Here is a 16,494-nt window from a genome sequence, read left to right as displayed (position 1 = left end):
CCTTCTTATTGTTTTTTCGATGCAAAGACCTTTCCTACACCTAAAACTCTTTCAATGACAAGCATCAGCACGATGGTTAATAAAATCATAATACTTGATACAGATGTGATGATTGGATCATATTGGTATTGCATGTAAGTATAGATCCGGACCGGCAGCGTAACGACATCGGTACTTACAATAAATAACGCTACTGTTAAATCATCAAATGATGTGATAAATGCAAAAATGGCACCTGCTATTACCCCGGATTTAATAACAGGAAGAGTAATTTGGAAAAACACTTTAACTTGCCCAGCCCCCAAATTCATGGCAGCTTGTTCTATGGAGCGATCAAAGCCTGCCAAACTAGCAACTACTAAGCGCATAACGAAAGGTACTGTTAGAATAATATGTCCAATTATTAAAGCAAGAGGACTTGCTGCCAAACCTATCCAAGAATAAAACTGGAGAAGGGCCACTCCAAACACGACGGATGGTATTAAGAGAGGTGATCCAACTAATTGGACAATGGCTGTTTTCCCTTTAAATTGACGCCTGACAACAGCGATGGATGCAAGCGTCCCGATTGCCGTTGCGATCATTGAAGTACCAACTGCCACAATAATACTTAGCACCAAAGATTGCATAAATTCGGGATGTTCGACAAGCTCAACATACCACTTGAGAGTCAATCCTTTTGGCGGAAAAACAATATAATCTGTGGTTGTTAATGAAGACATTAATACAACGACAATAGGTGCAAGTAAAAAGACATATACTATGAAACAAACAAAGTTAAATAGAAATTTGGGAAATTTCTTTTTCTTCATTGAATTGCCACTCCTTTTTCCGAACTGGCAAGAACTTTGCTATAAGCGATGATCGTAATCGTCGCAATAATAATTAATAAGAAGCCAATTGCTGCACCATATGGCCAGTTCAACATAACGGCAACCTGCTCATATGTTAAATAGGACATAACTTTCACCTGTGGACCGCCAAGAATAGCAGGTGTAACAAATGAACTTACACTTAAACTGAATACCATAACAGATCCTGCAAAAATTCCCGGTAATGTTAAAGGCAGTAAAACCGAAAAGAATGTTCTAAATGAGCTTGCCCCAAGATTTTGTGAGGCCCTTATAACGGAAGGATCGATTCTTTCAAGCGAACCCATGATACTTAACACCATATATGGCAATAAGACGTGTACCATACCGATAACCACACTTAACTCCGTATACAGTAAAGTTAACGGCTGGTCAATCCAGCCCAGGTTTATCAAAGTATTATTCACTACACCGTTATTTGACAGTAAAATAACCCAGCCATAGCAGCGGATGACCATACTAATCAACAGCGGCGATAATACAAGCAATGTTAAATAATTTTTCACTCTTCCGCTTGCTCTTGAAATTTGAAATGCCACAGGGTAAGAAATGATGATTGAAGCCAATGTTGTCAGCAAAGCGATTTTTACCGTTCTCCATACGACGCTTAAATAAAAAGGGTCCGAAATGAATTTGATATAATTTTGGAATGTCCATTCACTTCCAATTCCACTTCCGGCATCGAACGTCTTAAAACTGGTGATAAAAAGGAAAAAGAGAGGAAGTAAAAAGAAAAAGATGAATATTCCAAGAGCAGGAACCAATAATAGCCACGTATCAAGGCGTTTCCTGTTTTTATTCTTTTTCTTCTGTTTTAGCAATATATCTTGTTCCATTCCGATAGGGGTTTGCATTTGATCTGTCACCTCACCTTTCTGGAAGGTAATAAATCCTCTGGATTCCAAATAGCAAATACGTTGTTTCCCTCGTGAATTTGATTAGGATTTAATACTGTATTTGATATATCAGCAACCAGCTGTTTATCTTGTGCTTTTAAAATATATCTTGTCTTAGCACCCAGAAACATCTTCCTTTCGACTTTCGTCGGAAAACCTGCATTTCTATCAGAGGGATCTACTAAAGAGATTTGTATTTTTTCAGGCCTGATAAAAAAATCAACCTCTGAATTCTTCTTCGAATTGACCGAAACAATCTGTTCATGACCGAAAAAGTGCATTTTGCATTTGTTATCTTCATAGATTTCCAGCACTTTTCCCTGAATTTGATTTACTTCTCCAATAAATTGGGACACAAAATCAGTTTTCGGGTGATTATAGATTTCAGCAGGAGTATCAACCTGTTCAATTCTCCCTTCATACATAACCGCTATCCGGTCTGAAATCGCAAGTGCCTCCTCTTGGTCATGTGTAACAAATATAGTGGTAATTCCGACCTTCTTTTGAATATCCACAATTTCCTCGCGCATTTCCTGGCGAAGTTTTGCATCGAGATTACTTAATGGCTCATCAAGCAGCAGTACTTTCGGTTTGATAACTAAAGCTCTTGCCAAGGAGACACGCTGCTGCTGTCCGCCTGAAAGCTCTTTCGGATAACGTTTTTCATAGCCTGATAATCGGACCATTTCCAATGCTTCAAGCACACGCTTATTCAATTCACTTTTTCCGACTTTCCGAAGTTTCAGCCCATATGCCACATTATTGAAAACAGTCATATGAGGAAACAAAGCATAGTTTTGAAATACCATGCCCATTTCTCTTTTATTTGGAGGAGTCAGGTGAACGGGTTTCCCGTCCACCTTGATTTTTCCGCCATCCACATCCAAAAATCCCGCAATCATATTTAAGGTTGTTGTCTTTCCACATCCAGATGGACCAAGAAAGGACATAAGCTCCCCTTTTTGGATCTCAAGAGTTAACTTTTTTACCACTTCTGTTTTATTAAATGTTTTTAACACATTTTCAAGGCTTAAAAAACTCATCATATCACCTCTTCGTTAGTGGGCTACTTCAATTTCTTTGTTTGCTTTTTCAGTCCACTCTGCTCTTTTTTTATTCACAACATCCCAATCTACCTTTATAAGTTTTGCAATTTGGTCTTCGCCATAAATGATCTTTTTAGTAATATCTCCCTCTAATTTCACGTTTTTATTAACCGGACCATCAAACAATGAATTAGCAAATAAAGTCTGTGCTTCTTCATCTAAAATAAAATTGACAAATTTTTGCGCAAGTTCTGCATTTGGTGCATCCTTAATTACACTAATAGTTGGCATCAGTGCAGGAACCCCCTCTTCAGGTACTACATACTCGATTGGAAAACCTGTGTCCTGCAGCGTGTATACACGGCTGCTGCCCCATACACTTGCCACAGCCTGACCCTGCATGAAATAGTTGGAAACGTCTGCCGTTTTATCAAATGTGACTGCATTTTTGGCAATTTCTTTTAATTTTTCAAAACCTGGCTCTATATTTTCTTCACTGCCCCCGTTAGCAATAGCTGTCATGAGAAGCATATGAACCCCGTAAGTATTGGCAATCGAAGGCAATACAAGTTTCCCTTTAAACTTAGGATCAGCCAAATCATTCCAAGATGTTAATGGCTCCCAGCCATTTTTCTCAAAGAATTCTTTGTTATACGCCAGTCCCGTCGAAATGATTCCAAAACCGACTCCAATATTATCTTTATCCTTTGCGATGTCGTATACATTTTCTAAATTAGTAACTACTTCCTGATCTAAAGGCGCAAGTAACCCAAAGGCTTTTGCTTGTGCCTGCGGACCATCATCTAAAAATGCAACATCAATTTGCGGATTGTCCTTTTGAGCTTGCAGCTTTGACAAAGTATCAACCGAACTTCCGGTAATATACTTAATCTTTACGTCATGTTCCTTTTCAAATTTAGGGATAAGAACTTCTTTCATCTTTTGTTCATAGCTACCGCCGTAGGCAGCCAAAACTAATGTTTTTTGTCCATCTTTCTCTTTTGAGCCTGCACCTGAAGTTCCTGCTTGGCTACTGCAGCCAGAAGCTATGGCTAGCAGTAAACAAATTAATACGGTAAAAAAGGTTGTTCTTTTCATCATTTTTCCCCCTCAACAATTTAACTTGCATTTCCTGCACATAAAGAGCTGATCGTGATGAAGAATAATGGATTTTCACTCCTTTTTCCATCTATAATTTATATTATTATAATATTATAAATTATCAGATAATAATGATTAAAAAAATATAATATTATAACTTTATATTTTTATAACTTGTGTAAATGGAATCAATTTTTTTAAAAAAAGACTTCAGTATAATAAGTTTCTTTATCTTGCCGAATATAAAATTTCGAGTACTCGATAATCTCTTCTTGTTTTGTATAGGTAAACCTTTCCCATTCAAAAACGGCGCTGCCAGATTCAATATTGAGCAGTTTCGCTTGTTCATTAAGTACAATGAAAGGTTTAATAATTGCCTTGGCTCTTCCTAATGCAATATTAAATTTGCCTTTAAGTAAATTATAAATAAGCTCATTGTTGATATCATTTGGTGTAAGACCAGGGCATTTTGCGGCTGGAAGATATGTATATTCAAGCGCTTGCGGTTCACTATTTTCGGTTTTTAAGCGCTTTATTTTAATCACTGGTGAATCTTTTTGAAGATTCATTTTCTCTGCAACCTCGATTCCCGCATCCTCAATAGAAAAACTAATCAATTCATGCGGATGCTCTTCTTCAGAATCAGTTGTTAAAGAAATAAAAGAATTGATATCTTGTTCTTTTACAGCTCCCGAGACAAAAGTTCCCTTCCCTCTTTGCCTAAAAAGATATCCTTTATTTACAAGCTCAATTACGGCCCTTTTAACAGTAATGGTACTAACATCAAAAAGGTCAGATAATTCTTGTTCAGTTGGTAATTGACTCCCTACTTCCCAATGACCTGATGTTATTTTCTCCTCTAAAACGTGTTCCACTTGTTTGTAAAGGGGAATAAGCTGGTTTTTATCTATCTGCATTATAATTCTCCTTATAATATTATAACTTTATAATTTTAAAATTATCTCTTTTAAGGAAAAATGTCAATATATTTAGAATATTTATTTTTTATAGGCTTTAGAATCGAATACCAATGTTAGAAAGTCTTAGAGAGTATATGTCATTTCAGTTCCGACTCTTTCAGTAATGATCCCAAAGTCGCGCTCATGACTCAGCCGCCAATTAAGATAACGTCTGTTTTTTTCTGTATGTTTGCTCCTTCCTAACCCTCCTTAGCCACTATTTTCGCCAGAAAATGCAGGGGCTCCTGCTTATCTGTGTGATTTTCTTAAAATTTATAACCCGTTTCTAAAACAACTTTTTTCCCTTTACCCCTCTGTTTGTTTAGCCATATTACCCTTCTTGTACTAGTTCAAGGAAGTTTTGAGCTGTTTTTGGCAAGTAGTGATTTTTAATGAAAATTACACCTGATTCCCCTAGCTCTTCTGTGTCCTCTACAAGATAAACATGTAAATCTTTCAGCGAATTTAGTCTGACCGCTGTTTCGGGGACAATGGTAGATCCGAATTTAGAGGAAACCAAATCAAAAAGAATGGAAATATCAGAGCACTCGCACATGATGTCGGGACTTAACCCTCTGCTCGTAAAAGCAAAAGAAATTTTGTTATACAAACCAAGCCCCTCTGTACTTGGGATAATGAGCGGAATATCAGTAAGCTCCTCAAACGCAACAGAAGATGACATAATGAGTGATGAATCAGCAGTTACGAAATAAAAAGGCTCCGGTTTAAGCGAAATTGCGTCAAATTCATCAAGTTCAAGCGGCAATCTCACTATTGCGAGATCGATTACTCTTTCTTTAAGAAGTTTGCACAGCTGCGTAGATTCATTTTGCTGAATCTTATAAGATACACCTGGATATCTTTTTTGAAATGTTTTTAATAATCTCGGCAAATCATAATTCGATAACGTATTCACTCCAATTGAAAGCTTTCCTTTTTTACCTGATCCTGTTTCTTTTACTTCGAGCACGGCTTCTTCCATGGCATCTGTTATTTTAAGAGCATGCTGATACAGCTTACGTCCTGCATCTGTAAGCTCAAGGGATTTTCCCTTTCTTTCCGCCAAGAGTAAACCAAGCTCAGTTTCCATCGCTTTCAGCTGCTGACTGAGAGGAGGCTGTGCCATTCTCAAACGATTTGCCGCCGCAGTTATTTGGCCTTCTTCTGCAATGGCGATAAAATACTTCATTTGTCTGATATCCATATATAACCTGCCTTTTCCATATACTAAATTCATATAGTTTATTGATTAAATAAATATTTTTCATATACTTAATCGTATGATAGCATAAATAATAGGAAACGAAAAAAATGAGAGAAAAACCATTGCTGCATAGGAAGGGGAATTAGTCAGTTAATAGCATGAAAAGGATTGATTCAGGATCATTTTATATGATCATAAATAATGCGCCACGTCTTCCAAATAACGCCTTTAAGAATATATTCTTCTTATCGTTCTGTTCTAAGGCATAATCGAAATAGGTGAAAGAATAATGAAATTATCCCGATTTACAACTCCGCTTGCCTCGATACAGTGGCTGTTTTTTATCTTTGCAAATACGATTGTCGTTCCTATTTCAGTAGGTACTGCATTTGGACTTACACCAGACCAAATTGCCATAACTCTCAGAAGCTCTTTGATTTTTACAGGTCTCGCATGCTTTCTTCAAGGGTGGATTGGCCACAGATACCCTATAATGGAGGGACATTCCGGGATTATTTGGGGTCTGATTTTAAATCTCGGCATGTCAGCCTCTTCACTCGGCATGAGCTTTTCGCAAATTGGCGGAGGAATTGCTACAGGAATAATGCTTGCAGGAATTGTAACGATCGTGCTGGCTGCATTAAACTTAACTTCCGCCGTGCAGAAGATTTTCACACCGATGGTTTCCAGTGTGTATCTTTTCCTGCTTGCTTTTCAATTAATTTTGACCTTTTTCAAAGGAATGCTGAAAATAGAACCGGATGGAACAATAAATGCTGCTGTAAGTTTATTTTCCATTGCCCTTGTTTTTTTCGTCAGCTTATTAAAAATAAAGGGAAATGCTTTTCTGGGCAATTTCTCTATCCTCCTTGGAATTGTCGTCGGGTGGATTCTGTATTTGCTTTTATTTCCTTCGGAAGGGTCCATGCAGGCCGTTAACGGGCAGGGTTCCATCTTCTTCCCGCTTGGAAAACCAAATCTGGAATGGGGGATTATCCTGATTGCCTTTCTTGGAGGCATGATGAACCTCAGCAATACGATTGCATCTATACAGGCTGCTGCAAAGCTTTATAAAAATCATCCTGATGCTGCTTCTTTCAGGAGGTCGTTTTTTTTAACAGGTTCCTATTCTGCAGGTGCTTCCCTGCTTGGCCTTGTTTCATATGCACCCTTTACTTCAACAATCGGATTTCTGGAAAGCACTCAAATTTTCAGGCGCAAGCCTTTTCTCATTGGCGGGGCTCTCATTACCCTTTTGGGCATTTTCCCGCCGCTCGTTGCCATTCTTGTCACGCTTCCGATAACAGTCGGAAACGCTGTCCTCTTCGTTGCTTATCTGCAGCTTTTCGGCACAGCACTTAAAAGCATTCAAGGAACAAACTTTGACTCAAAAACCATTTTCCGGATTGCAGCTCCTTTATTGCTCGGCGTAAGCATCATGAACACAGATCCAGCTGTTTTTCAGGATTTATCCGTCTATATTTCCCCGCTATTATCTAACGGTCTGATGATGGGAATTCTGCTGTCAATTTTGCTGGAGGCTTTTGTGAAGTGGGAATAAAGAATGCAGAACTGACTTGTTATCGCAGCCATCTTCTAACACAAAAAACGTCTATCTTCTCTGATAGACGTTTTTTGTCCTATTTCCGTTTCAACCGAGCAATTAATCAACTTTTATTGTTAAAACATTGTCAAATCGTTTCATACCGAATATACTTTAATCCTTGATGAAAGATGATCAATCCTGATGAAAGGTGATAAATATGGAACAAGCTCTAAATAACGAAACATTAGCACTCTTTGAAAAAAAATTCAAAGCGCTCGCTGACCAAAAACGCCTGGAAATTCTTCATCTCATTTGCCAGCACCAGTCCGTGTGCGTTTGCGATTTGAGTGAAATGATAAACATGCCCCAATCTAAATTATCCTATCATCTAAAAATTTTATTGGACGGAGAGTTGATTTCAAAAGAGTCAAAAGGCACTTGGAGTTATTATTCTTTTAATAAAAGAGAAGTGAATCAGCTTCTTTCAAATGAATTATGCAGCCTGTTTAAATCAAACTGCCGAGAGGATTAGGGAGACTGAGAGATCACTTTTTAATGTTTTTTGTGATTTTTTCGCAAAAAAAAAATAGCTCTCACTATTTTGGGCACAGCTTATGATATTTTTCTGGTCATCAGCATTTCATTAGCCTGATTTTCCGTGCAGCCTTTGATTAAGATAAGTTCGCTGACAAAGATATTCCGGGCGTTGTTCAGCATTTGTTTTTCACTTGTGTTTAAGGCCTTATCGTGACTTTTCCGCATGAGGTCTCTAACTACTTCTGCCCCCTGCTGGATTTCCCCTGATTTTATTTTATCCATATTGGTTTTATATCGTTCTTTCCAAGGCAGCAGCTCATCTGATTCCCCGTCATGGAAAACAACCAATACTTCTTCAAGCTTTCCTTGATTTTCAACAGGACGAATGCCGAGCTTATTCAATTTTTGCAGAGGGATCATAATCTGCAGATTCCCGATGGACAGCTTAATAACAAAGTACTCCTGTTTCTTGCCTTGTATCTCCATCTCTTTTACAGATTCTATAATTCCTGCTCCGTGCATTGGGTACATAATTTTGTCGCCTATTTTGAACAAAAAAACACCTCCATATGGTATCTATTTACAGTATACCATATGGAGGTGTATATATCAAATTTTTAATTTTAACATCATTTATTATTAAATGTCAATAGTTATTTTTTTTTATTTATAAAGCTGTCGTTTCTTCCATCAAGGCTTATACACATTTTTTTCCGTTCCTCTCACAAACCTTGATGGCATTTATTTCTCCGCCGATCAATATCGCAAATCCCGATAAATAAAGCCAGGTTATGAGAACGATGACACCGCCAAGACTGCCGTATGTAGCATTAAAATTCCCAAACTGAGAAACATAGAATGCAAACCCAAGCGATACGAGCTGCCATAGGATTGTTGCGATGATTGCCCCGAAGCAGACACCTTTTAAAGTCATCTCTTCATTAGGAGCCAAATAATACAAAACCATCAGCACCGCACACATCATTAGAAAAGATATTAAAAACCTCATTACATTTAATATAATTTCATTGTCACTTACAAATGAAAAATAATTGCCAATAAATCCGATAATAGCACTTCCAAACACAGGCAATAAAAGTGTAAGGGCAAACGTAATGACAAGACCGATTGTCATAATAACTGCGTGAAGACGAATTTTCCAGAATGGACGGGATTCTTCCACAATAAACGCTTTGTTTAACGACCGGATAAGGGCATTTGTTGCATTAGACGCTGACCAAATAGTAGCCAAAATACCAAATGACAGCAAGCCTCCGTTAGGTTCGTTTATTAACCCTTCTAAATGGTCAGAAAGCATTCCCCCTACTTCTGCAGGCGCATATTGGTTTATAATATCAACCATACTGCTCGTTTCAATATTAAAGTAAGGAAGCAATGCGACCAAAAAAATAAGAAGCGGAAATAAGGATAGTAAAAAGAAGTGGGACAGCACAGCTGCCTGATCTCCTGTTTCATGCAGCTGTATTCGTTTAATAAGTTCTTTAATCAATCTGCGACACCTCCAATTGTAGTATTCTTTTTCCTTAAATCTGCATCTTAAAACCTGAAACGATCGATAATGTTTGCTGTAAAATCAAAAGTGGTATTTTCTTTATTAAATACGGTAAGGAGTTTTGCAATGAAGAATGATGCACAAGAAAAGATGTCAAAGGCTTTTATCATGTATTCCATCCTGATGATCGGGGCATTCAGCTTTATCTTTATTGAATTTGCTGATGAAGTCATCGAAATGGAGCTGCGCTCCTTTGATACCCCCATCATGCAATATATACACGAATTGCGCACCCCTCTGCTTGGCCTAATCATGTCTGGCATTACTTCCCTTGGTTCAGTAACCGGCATCATGATTGGAATGTCCATCGCTCTCATTCTGCTGTTCATCAACCGTAAGTGGTGGGAAGGGCTGTTTTTAATTGTGGCAGTAGCTGGTTCATCTCTTTTGAATTATTATTTGAAATGGATGTTTAAAAGGGACCGCCCCACTTTTAATCCTCTTATTACAGAAAGCGGCTATAGTTTTCCAAGCGGACATTCTATGGTTTCCTTTTCGTTCATTGGTATTCTTGCATACTTATTAACTCTAATGGTCAAAAAGAAAAGCCTGAAAGTTCTTATTATGGCCTTGTTCTTTTTCATCGTTTTTTTAATTGGCTTCAGTAGAATCTATCTAGGTGTGCATTACCCAAGCGATGTGATTGCAGGGTTTGCTGCGGGAGGCGCGTGGCTTGTCATTTGTATTGTGGCCCTGAAATTTAAAGCGAAAATATAGAAGAGCCCGGAGAAGTTCTCCAGGCTCTTTTTGTATACGATATTTGGCATTAATGCGCGCTAAATAGAGGCAGCCAGACTTTCAGACTTTATTCCGAGACTTTTGGAATTTATTCCGAGACTTCCAGACTTTATTCCAAGACTTTTGGAGTTTATTCCGAGACTTTCCAAAATAATTCCGTACAATTGTGAACGCAGTATGAGGAGCAGAGTAATCAAGATTACAGCCGCCTCTTAAATCCAGCCTCTAAAACGTGAAGCTTCCGCCATTTTCCGGCTTCCGATCATGTATGCTGCGAGTCTCATATCTACATTATGGACAAGTGCTGTTTGAAACGTATTCTCGAAAGAATCAACCATCACTTTTTGAAGTCTTTCTGTGACTTCTTCCTCTGACCAATAATACCCCTGATTGTTTTGAACCCATTCGAAGTATGATACGGTAACACCGCCAGCACTTGCCAGCACATCCGGTACAAGCAGAACGCCCCGCTCCGTTAAAATTTTAGTGGCTTCAATGGTTGTTGGACCATTTGCAGCCTCGACCACGATGGACGCTTTAATTTGATGTGCATTTTCAGCTGTTATTTGGTTCGAAATCGCAGCGGGCACCAAAATGTCACAATCCAGCGCTAATAATTCTTTATTTGTAATCGTTGAGTTAAATAGTGTTGTGACCGTACCGAAGCTGTCACGCCGATCAAGCAAGTAATCAATATCAAGACCGTCTGCATCATAAAGTGCGCCATATGCATCTGAAATGCCGATGACTTTTGCACCTGCGTCATGCATAAATTTAGCCAAAAAACTTCCAGCATTGCCAAAACCCTGTATCACAACCCTAGCTCCTGCAAGAGTAATTCCTTTTTTCTTTGCAGCTTCTTCTATGCAAATGGTAACGCCGCGGGCTGTAGCTGTTTCTCTTCCGTGTGATCCGCCAAGGACAAGCGGTTTTCCGGTGATGAAACCAGGGGAGTCAAATTCACGCAGTCTGCTGTATTCATCCATCATCCACGCCATAATTTGAGAATTCGTAAACACATCCGGGGCAGGGATATCTTTTGTAGGACCTACGATTTGGCTGACTGCGCGGACGTAACCGCGGCTCAGCCGCTCTAATTCTTTCAGCGACATTTCCCTCGGATCGCAAATAATTCCGCCTTTTCCGCCTCCATATGGCAAATTCACAATTCCGCATTTTAGGCTCATCCAAATAGACAGAGCCTTCACTTCGTCTTCATTTACTTCCGGATGAAAGCGGACGCCGCCTTTTGTCGGTCCAACTGCATCATTATGCTGGGAGCGGTAGCCTGTGAATACTTTTACCGAACCATCATCCATTTGAATCGGTATCCGGACAGTGAGCATTCTGATCGGTTCTTTTAAAAGCTCAAAAAATTCTTCTGAATAGCCTAGTTTGTTCAGCGCTTCTTTAATAATCGTCTGCGTGGATTTAAATAAATTTAAGCTTTCTTTTTCTTTATCTGCCTGTATGTCCTTTACAATCCCCATGATTCCACCCCATTGATATGAATAATAAACTGTTTTACTTTTACTTGTGAGTTTTACTTGTTCGCATGTATTGTGAATTACTTTTGAAAGCGCGCGAATTCATCTTTTTGAGAGAGATTAAACCCCTGTGCCAGCTTTCTCAGTTTGATAGAACGCGTGTGATCTTAGCAATCGCCCAATCCAGATCTTCTTCAGAGATGACAAGCGGCGGGGCAAAACGGATGACCGTTTCATGCGTTTCTTTGCACAGCAGTCCTTCTTCTTTTAATTTTTCACAGTACGGACGTGCCGGCACTGTGAGTTCAACTCCTAAAAACAAGCCTCTTCCCCGCACTTCCTTAATAAGCGGATTTTTTATTTCAGAGAGCTTCTCTTTAAAATAAGCTCCAAGCTTAAGAGATCGCTCTGCCAGTTTTTCCTCCTCTAGAACCTGCAGGGCTGCAACAGAAACGGCACATGCAAGCGGATTGCCTCCAAATGTTGAACCGTGTGAACCCGGATTAAACACACCGAGAATGTCTTTACCTGCTGCCACACAGGAAATCGGGAATACACCTCCCCCAAGAGCCTTGCCGAGAATATACATATCAGGCTTTACATCTTCCCAGTCACACGCGAATGTCTTTCCGGATCTGCCGAGTCCGGATTGAATCTCATCTGCAATGAAAACAACATTGTTCTCTCTGCACATCTCTGCTGCCTGTTTTAAAAATCCTTTCGGAGGGATTACGATACCTGCCTCGCCCTGGATAGGCTCAATCAAGAAAGCCGCTGTATTAGCTGTGATGGCAGATCTTAATGCCTCTATATCTCCATATGGAATCAGCTTAATTCCAGGCAGCATTGGCCCAAAACCTCTCCTGTATTCTTCCTCTGAAGACAGGGAAACTGCAGACATCGTGCGTCCGTGAAAATTTCCGATGCAGGCGATGATTTCAGCTTGATCTTCTGCAACTCCTTTAACATCATAAGCCCATCTTCGTGCAGCTTTAATCGCCGTCTCGACTGCTTCTGCACCTGTATTCATTGGGAGGACCATTTCCTTTTCAGTCAATGCTGCAACAGCCTCATAGAATGGTCCAAGCTGATCGTTATGAAACGCGCGGGATGTGAGCGTAATTTTATCTGCCTGGTCTTTAAGCGCCTGAATGATCTTTGGATGTCTGTGTCCCTGGTTTACAGCAGAATAGGCACTCAGCATATCCATGTATTGATTGCCTTCTGGGTCTCTTACCCAAACGCCTTCTGCTTCTGAAATAACAATTGGAAGCGGATGATAATTGTTTGCACCGTATTGGGATGTCTGCTTTATTAATTCTTGGGATTTTGTCAATGTTGTCATTTTTATTCCTCCTTAAAACGTCTCTGAAGTAGTTTTCGCCTGCATGTGAAGCAGCAAGTAATCTGGACCGCCGGCTTTAGAATCTGTTCCTGACATATTAAATCCGCCAAACGGCTGATACCCGACGATTGCGCCTGTGCAGCCCCTATTAAAATATAAATTACCGACATGAAACTCTTCTTTCGCTCTCTCAATATGTTCACGGTTGTTCGAGATGAGTGCACCGGTTAATCCATAATCTGTGTTATTGGCAATCTCAAGGATATGGTTAAAATCATCCGCTTTGCAAAAAGCAACGACTGGTCCGAAGATTTCTTCCTGCATAAGACGGCCTTTTTCACTTATATCTGCAAAAATAGTAGGCTGGATGAAGAATCCTTTCGATTCGTCCCCTTCACCGCCCGTCATGAGCCTGCCTTCTTCCTTGCCAATTTCTATATATCTCATAATCTTGCTGTAGGAATTCTGGTCGATGACAGGCCCCATATAAGTACCTGCTTCTTCTGGGTTCCCCACAGTAAGTTTTCTTGTTAGCTCCACTGCTTTTTCAAGAACTTCATCATAAACATCCTGATGAACAACTGCACGTGATCCCGCTGAGCATTTCTGTCCCGAAAAACCAAAAGCAGAAGCAACGATGGCAGAAGCGGCCAAATCCAGGTCTGCATCCTTATCAACAGCTACAGTGTCTTTGCCGCCCATCTCAGCAATGACTCGTTTCAGCCAAATCTGTCCGCTGTGGACTTTTGCAGCGCGTTCATAGATTCTGCACCCCACCTCACGCGAACCAGTAAAGGAAATAAATCTGGTTTTCGGATGATCTACCAAATAATCTCCTACTTCAGCACCGCTTCCCGGAATGTAATTCAGGACACCGGCAGGAAGTCCCGCTTCCTCAAGGAGCTCTGCAAATTTGGCTGCAACAACAGGTGTTGAATTTGCTGGCTTTAAAAGGATCGTATTTCCCGCAACAATTGCGGCGGCTGCCGTTCCCGCCATAATGGCAAGCGGAAAGTTGAACGGGGAAATGACGATGCCTACTCCAAGCGGGATATAGCTGAACGCATTCTGCTCTCCCTCTCTGCTCTGTACAGGAACGCCGTCCTTCAGCTTCAGCATCTGGCGTGCGTAATACTCAAGAAAGTCGATGGCTTCTGCTGTATCGGCATCTGCCTCATTCCATGGCTTGCCTGCCTCTTTAATCAGATAGGCTGAAAACTCATGCTTTCTGCGGCGGAGCATGGCTGCTGCGCGGATCAGAATGGATGCACGCGCTTCAGGCTTCTGTTTTTTCCACTTTTCAAAGGCAACTGCTGCCTTCTCCATTGCTTTTTCTGCCAATTCTTTTGTAGCCTTGGATACAACTCCGACTACTTCTGTTTTATTGGCTGGATTAACCGATGTTATTTTTTCAGCTGTCGTAATTCGCTCTTCACCGACGATCAGCGGATATTCTTTATTCAGCTGGGTATTAACGTATGCAAGTGCTTCTTGAAGGGCCTGCTGATTCTCTTTTATTGCAAAGTCAGTAAAAGGCTCATGTTTGTATGGAACGGTCATGGCAATTCCTCCTAATTTGTTTCTTCAGATATATAGAATGCAAGTTTCGTGCCAACATGTAATCACGCCAGTAAAAGGTCCTTCAGATGCAAAATTATTTTGCTTTGCATAATTTCTTTGCACCCTTGACGCAAAATTTTTTTGCCTTCAATACGGCTGACAGGATAAAATAGAATAAAAGAGTCAAAACGGGGGGACTGACTATGAATCTGAAAAAAGAAGATCTGCATCTGTTTATGGGTGCCATCATTGATGAAATCGATGTAGGTCTTCACGTGATTGATAAAAAAGGACACACCATCCTCTACAATAAAAAAATGATGCAGATTGAATCAATGGACAGCCGGGATGTCATGAATAAGAACCTACTCGATGTGTTCATGTTTTCTAAAGACGGGGACAGCACACTAGTGCAGGCTCTTCAGAACGGTACAGAAACAAAGAATATCAAACAGACCTATTTCAACAACAAAGGAAAAGAAATCACAACAGTCAACAATACTTTCCCCATCAGAGATGGAGAAGAGATCGTCGGTGCTGTTGAGATTGCAAAAGATATTACAAAGATAGAAAGGCTGATGAAGGACACTATTAAAAGAAAGGGAGGAACAAGGTATACGTTTGAGAGCATTATCGGAGAAGGACCCGCGATAAAAGAAGTGATTGAAAGTGCAAAACGGGCGACCCGGACAGCGTCATCGGTCTTGATAGTCGGGGAGACCGGTACAGGAAAAGAGCTTTTTGCCCAGAGCATCCATAACGGAAGCAGCCGTTCTGCGGCTCCTTTTATTTCTCAGAACTGTGCTGCACTGCCCGACAGTCTGATTGAGAGCCTATTATTCGGCACCAAAAAAGGAGCTTTTTCAGGGGCAATTGATCACCCGGGTTTATTTGAACAGGCAGAAGGAGGTACACTGCTGCTTGATGAAATTAACTCTTTGAATCCCCATTTGCAGTCAAAGCTGCTGAGGGCTTTGCAGGAGAGAATGATCAGGCGGATTGGCGATACGAAAGATACACCAATCGATGTAAGAATCATAGCGACAATAAATGAAGATCCTATTGAAGCCATCACGAAAGAACGGATGAGGAAGGACCTATACTATCGACTGAGTGTAGTAACTGTTTTTGTCCCTCCGCTAAGAGACAGAACCGAAGATATCCCCCTGCTTATCCAGCGTTTTATCAGCAAATACAATGAGCTCTTCCAAATGGATGTTCAGCGTGTTGATCAGGAAGTCATGGAAACTCTTCATACTTACGAATGGCCGGGCAATGTGCGAGAGCTTCAGCACATGATTGAGGGAGCAATGAATTTAATGGCAGATGAGGAAACGATTCGCTTTAACCATCTGCCCATGCATTTCCGCTCAAAGTCAAAAGTACAAACGGCTTCTTCTGCACAAGAACAGCTGTATGAAGAAACAATCGAATCATCCAAGCTAAAAGAACACATGGACCGCTCGGAAGCTCACTATATAAAAGTCATGCTGAAAAAAAACGGGTACAACATTTCAAAAACCGCAGAAGAAGCGGGCCTAAGCCGCCAGAGTCTGCAATACAGAATGAAAAAGCTGAATATCGAAGCAAGGAAAGAAAAAAGCTTCTGAGGAAAGAATTTCTCCAGAAG

The 16,494-nt window shown here is 40.3% G+C and carries 15 protein-coding genes; 4 read left to right on the top strand and 11 right to left on the bottom strand.

All coding sequences use genetic code 11. The features are described 5' to 3' along the window. Nucleotides 1–5: 5 nt before the first annotated feature. The 6 genes from QLQ22_RS04450 to QLQ22_RS04425 all read right to left on the bottom strand — a co-directional run bounded on the left by QLQ22_RS04450 (nt 6) and on the right by QLQ22_RS04425 (nt 6,078). Nucleotides 6–812 (bottom strand): ABC transporter permease, encoded by an 807-nt coding sequence (locus tag QLQ22_RS04450; protein ID WP_223440031.1) that lies wholly within the window; start codon nt 810–812, stop codon nt 6–8. Continuing rightward, nucleotides 809–1,726, bottom strand: a complete 918-nt coding sequence (locus QLQ22_RS04445; RefSeq protein WP_284016082.1) for an ABC transporter permease — start codon at nt 1,724–1,726, stop codon at nt 809–811. Before QLQ22_RS04445 ends, QLQ22_RS04450 begins: the two co-directional genes overlap by 4 nt. An 8-nt stretch (nt 1,727–1,734) precedes the next feature. Next, nucleotides 1,735–2,811, bottom strand: coding sequence for an ABC transporter ATP-binding protein (locus QLQ22_RS04440; RefSeq protein WP_284016081.1), 1,077 nt, complete (start codon nt 2,809–2,811; stop codon nt 1,735–1,737). 15 nt (nt 2,812–2,826) lie between these two features. Continuing rightward, nucleotides 2,827–3,912, bottom strand: a complete 1,086-nt coding sequence (locus QLQ22_RS04435; protein ID WP_223440028.1) for an ABC transporter substrate-binding protein — start codon at nt 3,910–3,912, stop codon at nt 2,827–2,829. 200 nt (nt 3,913–4,112) lie between these two features. Continuing rightward, a complete protein-coding gene (locus QLQ22_RS04430; RefSeq protein ID WP_223440027.1) occupies nt 4,113–4,832 on the bottom strand; it encodes a GntR family transcriptional regulator in 720 nt (239 codons plus the stop codon). A 373-nt stretch (nt 4,833–5,205) separates the two neighbouring features. Further along, nucleotides 5,206–6,078, bottom strand: a complete 873-nt coding sequence (locus QLQ22_RS04425; protein WP_223440025.1) for a LysR family transcriptional regulator — start codon at nt 6,076–6,078, stop codon at nt 5,206–5,208. Between the two features lie 289 nt (nt 6,079–6,367). Between QLQ22_RS04425 and QLQ22_RS04420 the strand changes: the two genes are divergently transcribed. Both QLQ22_RS04420 and QLQ22_RS04415 read left to right on the top strand, forming a co-directional pair. Continuing rightward, entirely contained in the window at nt 6,368–7,639 is a 1,272-nt protein-coding gene (locus QLQ22_RS04420) for a uracil/xanthine transporter (RefSeq protein ID WP_284016080.1), read from the top strand. Nucleotides 7,640–7,841: 202 nt separating this feature from the next. Then, entirely contained in the window at nt 7,842–8,156 is a 315-nt protein-coding gene (locus tag QLQ22_RS04415; protein WP_223440022.1) for an ArsR/SmtB family transcription factor, read from the top strand. Nucleotides 8,157–8,236: 80 nt separating this feature from the next. On the opposite strand, the gene QLQ22_RS04410 is transcribed toward QLQ22_RS04415, so the two are convergent. Both QLQ22_RS04410 and QLQ22_RS04405 read right to left on the bottom strand, forming a co-directional pair. After that, complete coding sequence (locus tag QLQ22_RS04410; protein ID WP_223440021.1) at nt 8,237–8,716, bottom strand: CarD family transcriptional regulator; 480 nt, start codon at nt 8,714–8,716, stop codon at nt 8,237–8,239. Between the two features lie 142 nt (nt 8,717–8,858). Continuing rightward, the gene (locus tag QLQ22_RS04405) at nt 8,859–9,671 is read right to left on the bottom strand and encodes a YihY/virulence factor BrkB family protein (protein ID WP_223440020.1); all 813 of its coding nucleotides are present in this window, start codon (nt 9,669–9,671) and stop codon (nt 8,859–8,861) included. 129 nt (nt 9,672–9,800) lie between these two features. Here QLQ22_RS04405 and QLQ22_RS04400 point away from each other — a divergent pair, with 129 nt between their 5' ends. Further along, entirely contained in the window at nt 9,801–10,451 is a 651-nt protein-coding gene (locus tag QLQ22_RS04400) for a phosphatase PAP2 family protein (RefSeq protein WP_284016079.1), read from the top strand. Nucleotides 10,452–10,684: 233 nt separating this feature from the next. On the opposite strand, the gene QLQ22_RS04395 is transcribed toward QLQ22_RS04400, so the two are convergent. The 3 genes from QLQ22_RS04395 to pruA form a co-directional block, all read right to left on the bottom strand. Beyond that, on the bottom strand, nt 10,685–11,962 hold the full coding sequence (locus tag QLQ22_RS04395) for a Glu/Leu/Phe/Val family dehydrogenase (RefSeq protein WP_223440019.1): 1,278 nt from the start codon (nt 11,960–11,962) through the stop codon (nt 10,685–10,687). 139 nt (nt 11,963–12,101) lie between these two features. After that, nucleotides 12,102–13,304, bottom strand: coding sequence for an ornithine--oxo-acid transaminase (locus QLQ22_RS04390; RefSeq protein ID WP_284016078.1), 1,203 nt, complete (start codon nt 13,302–13,304; stop codon nt 12,102–12,104). Between the two features lie 12 nt (nt 13,305–13,316). Then, nucleotides 13,317–14,864: an L-glutamate gamma-semialdehyde dehydrogenase gene (pruA, locus tag QLQ22_RS04385; protein ID WP_252208094.1), complete on the bottom strand. Its 1,548-nt coding sequence runs from the start codon at nt 14,862–14,864 to the stop codon at nt 13,317–13,319. 203 nt (nt 14,865–15,067) lie between these two features. On the opposite strand from pruA, the gene QLQ22_RS04380 reads away from it, so the two are divergent. Beyond that, nucleotides 15,068–16,474 (top strand): sigma-54 interaction domain-containing protein, encoded by a 1,407-nt coding sequence (locus QLQ22_RS04380; RefSeq protein ID WP_252208093.1) that lies wholly within the window; start codon nt 15,068–15,070, stop codon nt 16,472–16,474. Nucleotides 16,475–16,494: the final 20 nt, after the last annotated feature.

This window comes from Metabacillus hrfriensis (assembly GCF_030127205.1).
In the GTDB taxonomy this organism is placed as follows: Bacteria; Bacillota; Bacilli; order Bacillales; family Bacillaceae; genus Bacillus_P; species Bacillus_P dongyingensis.
This window is presented reverse-complemented; position numbering and strand designations above follow the sequence as displayed.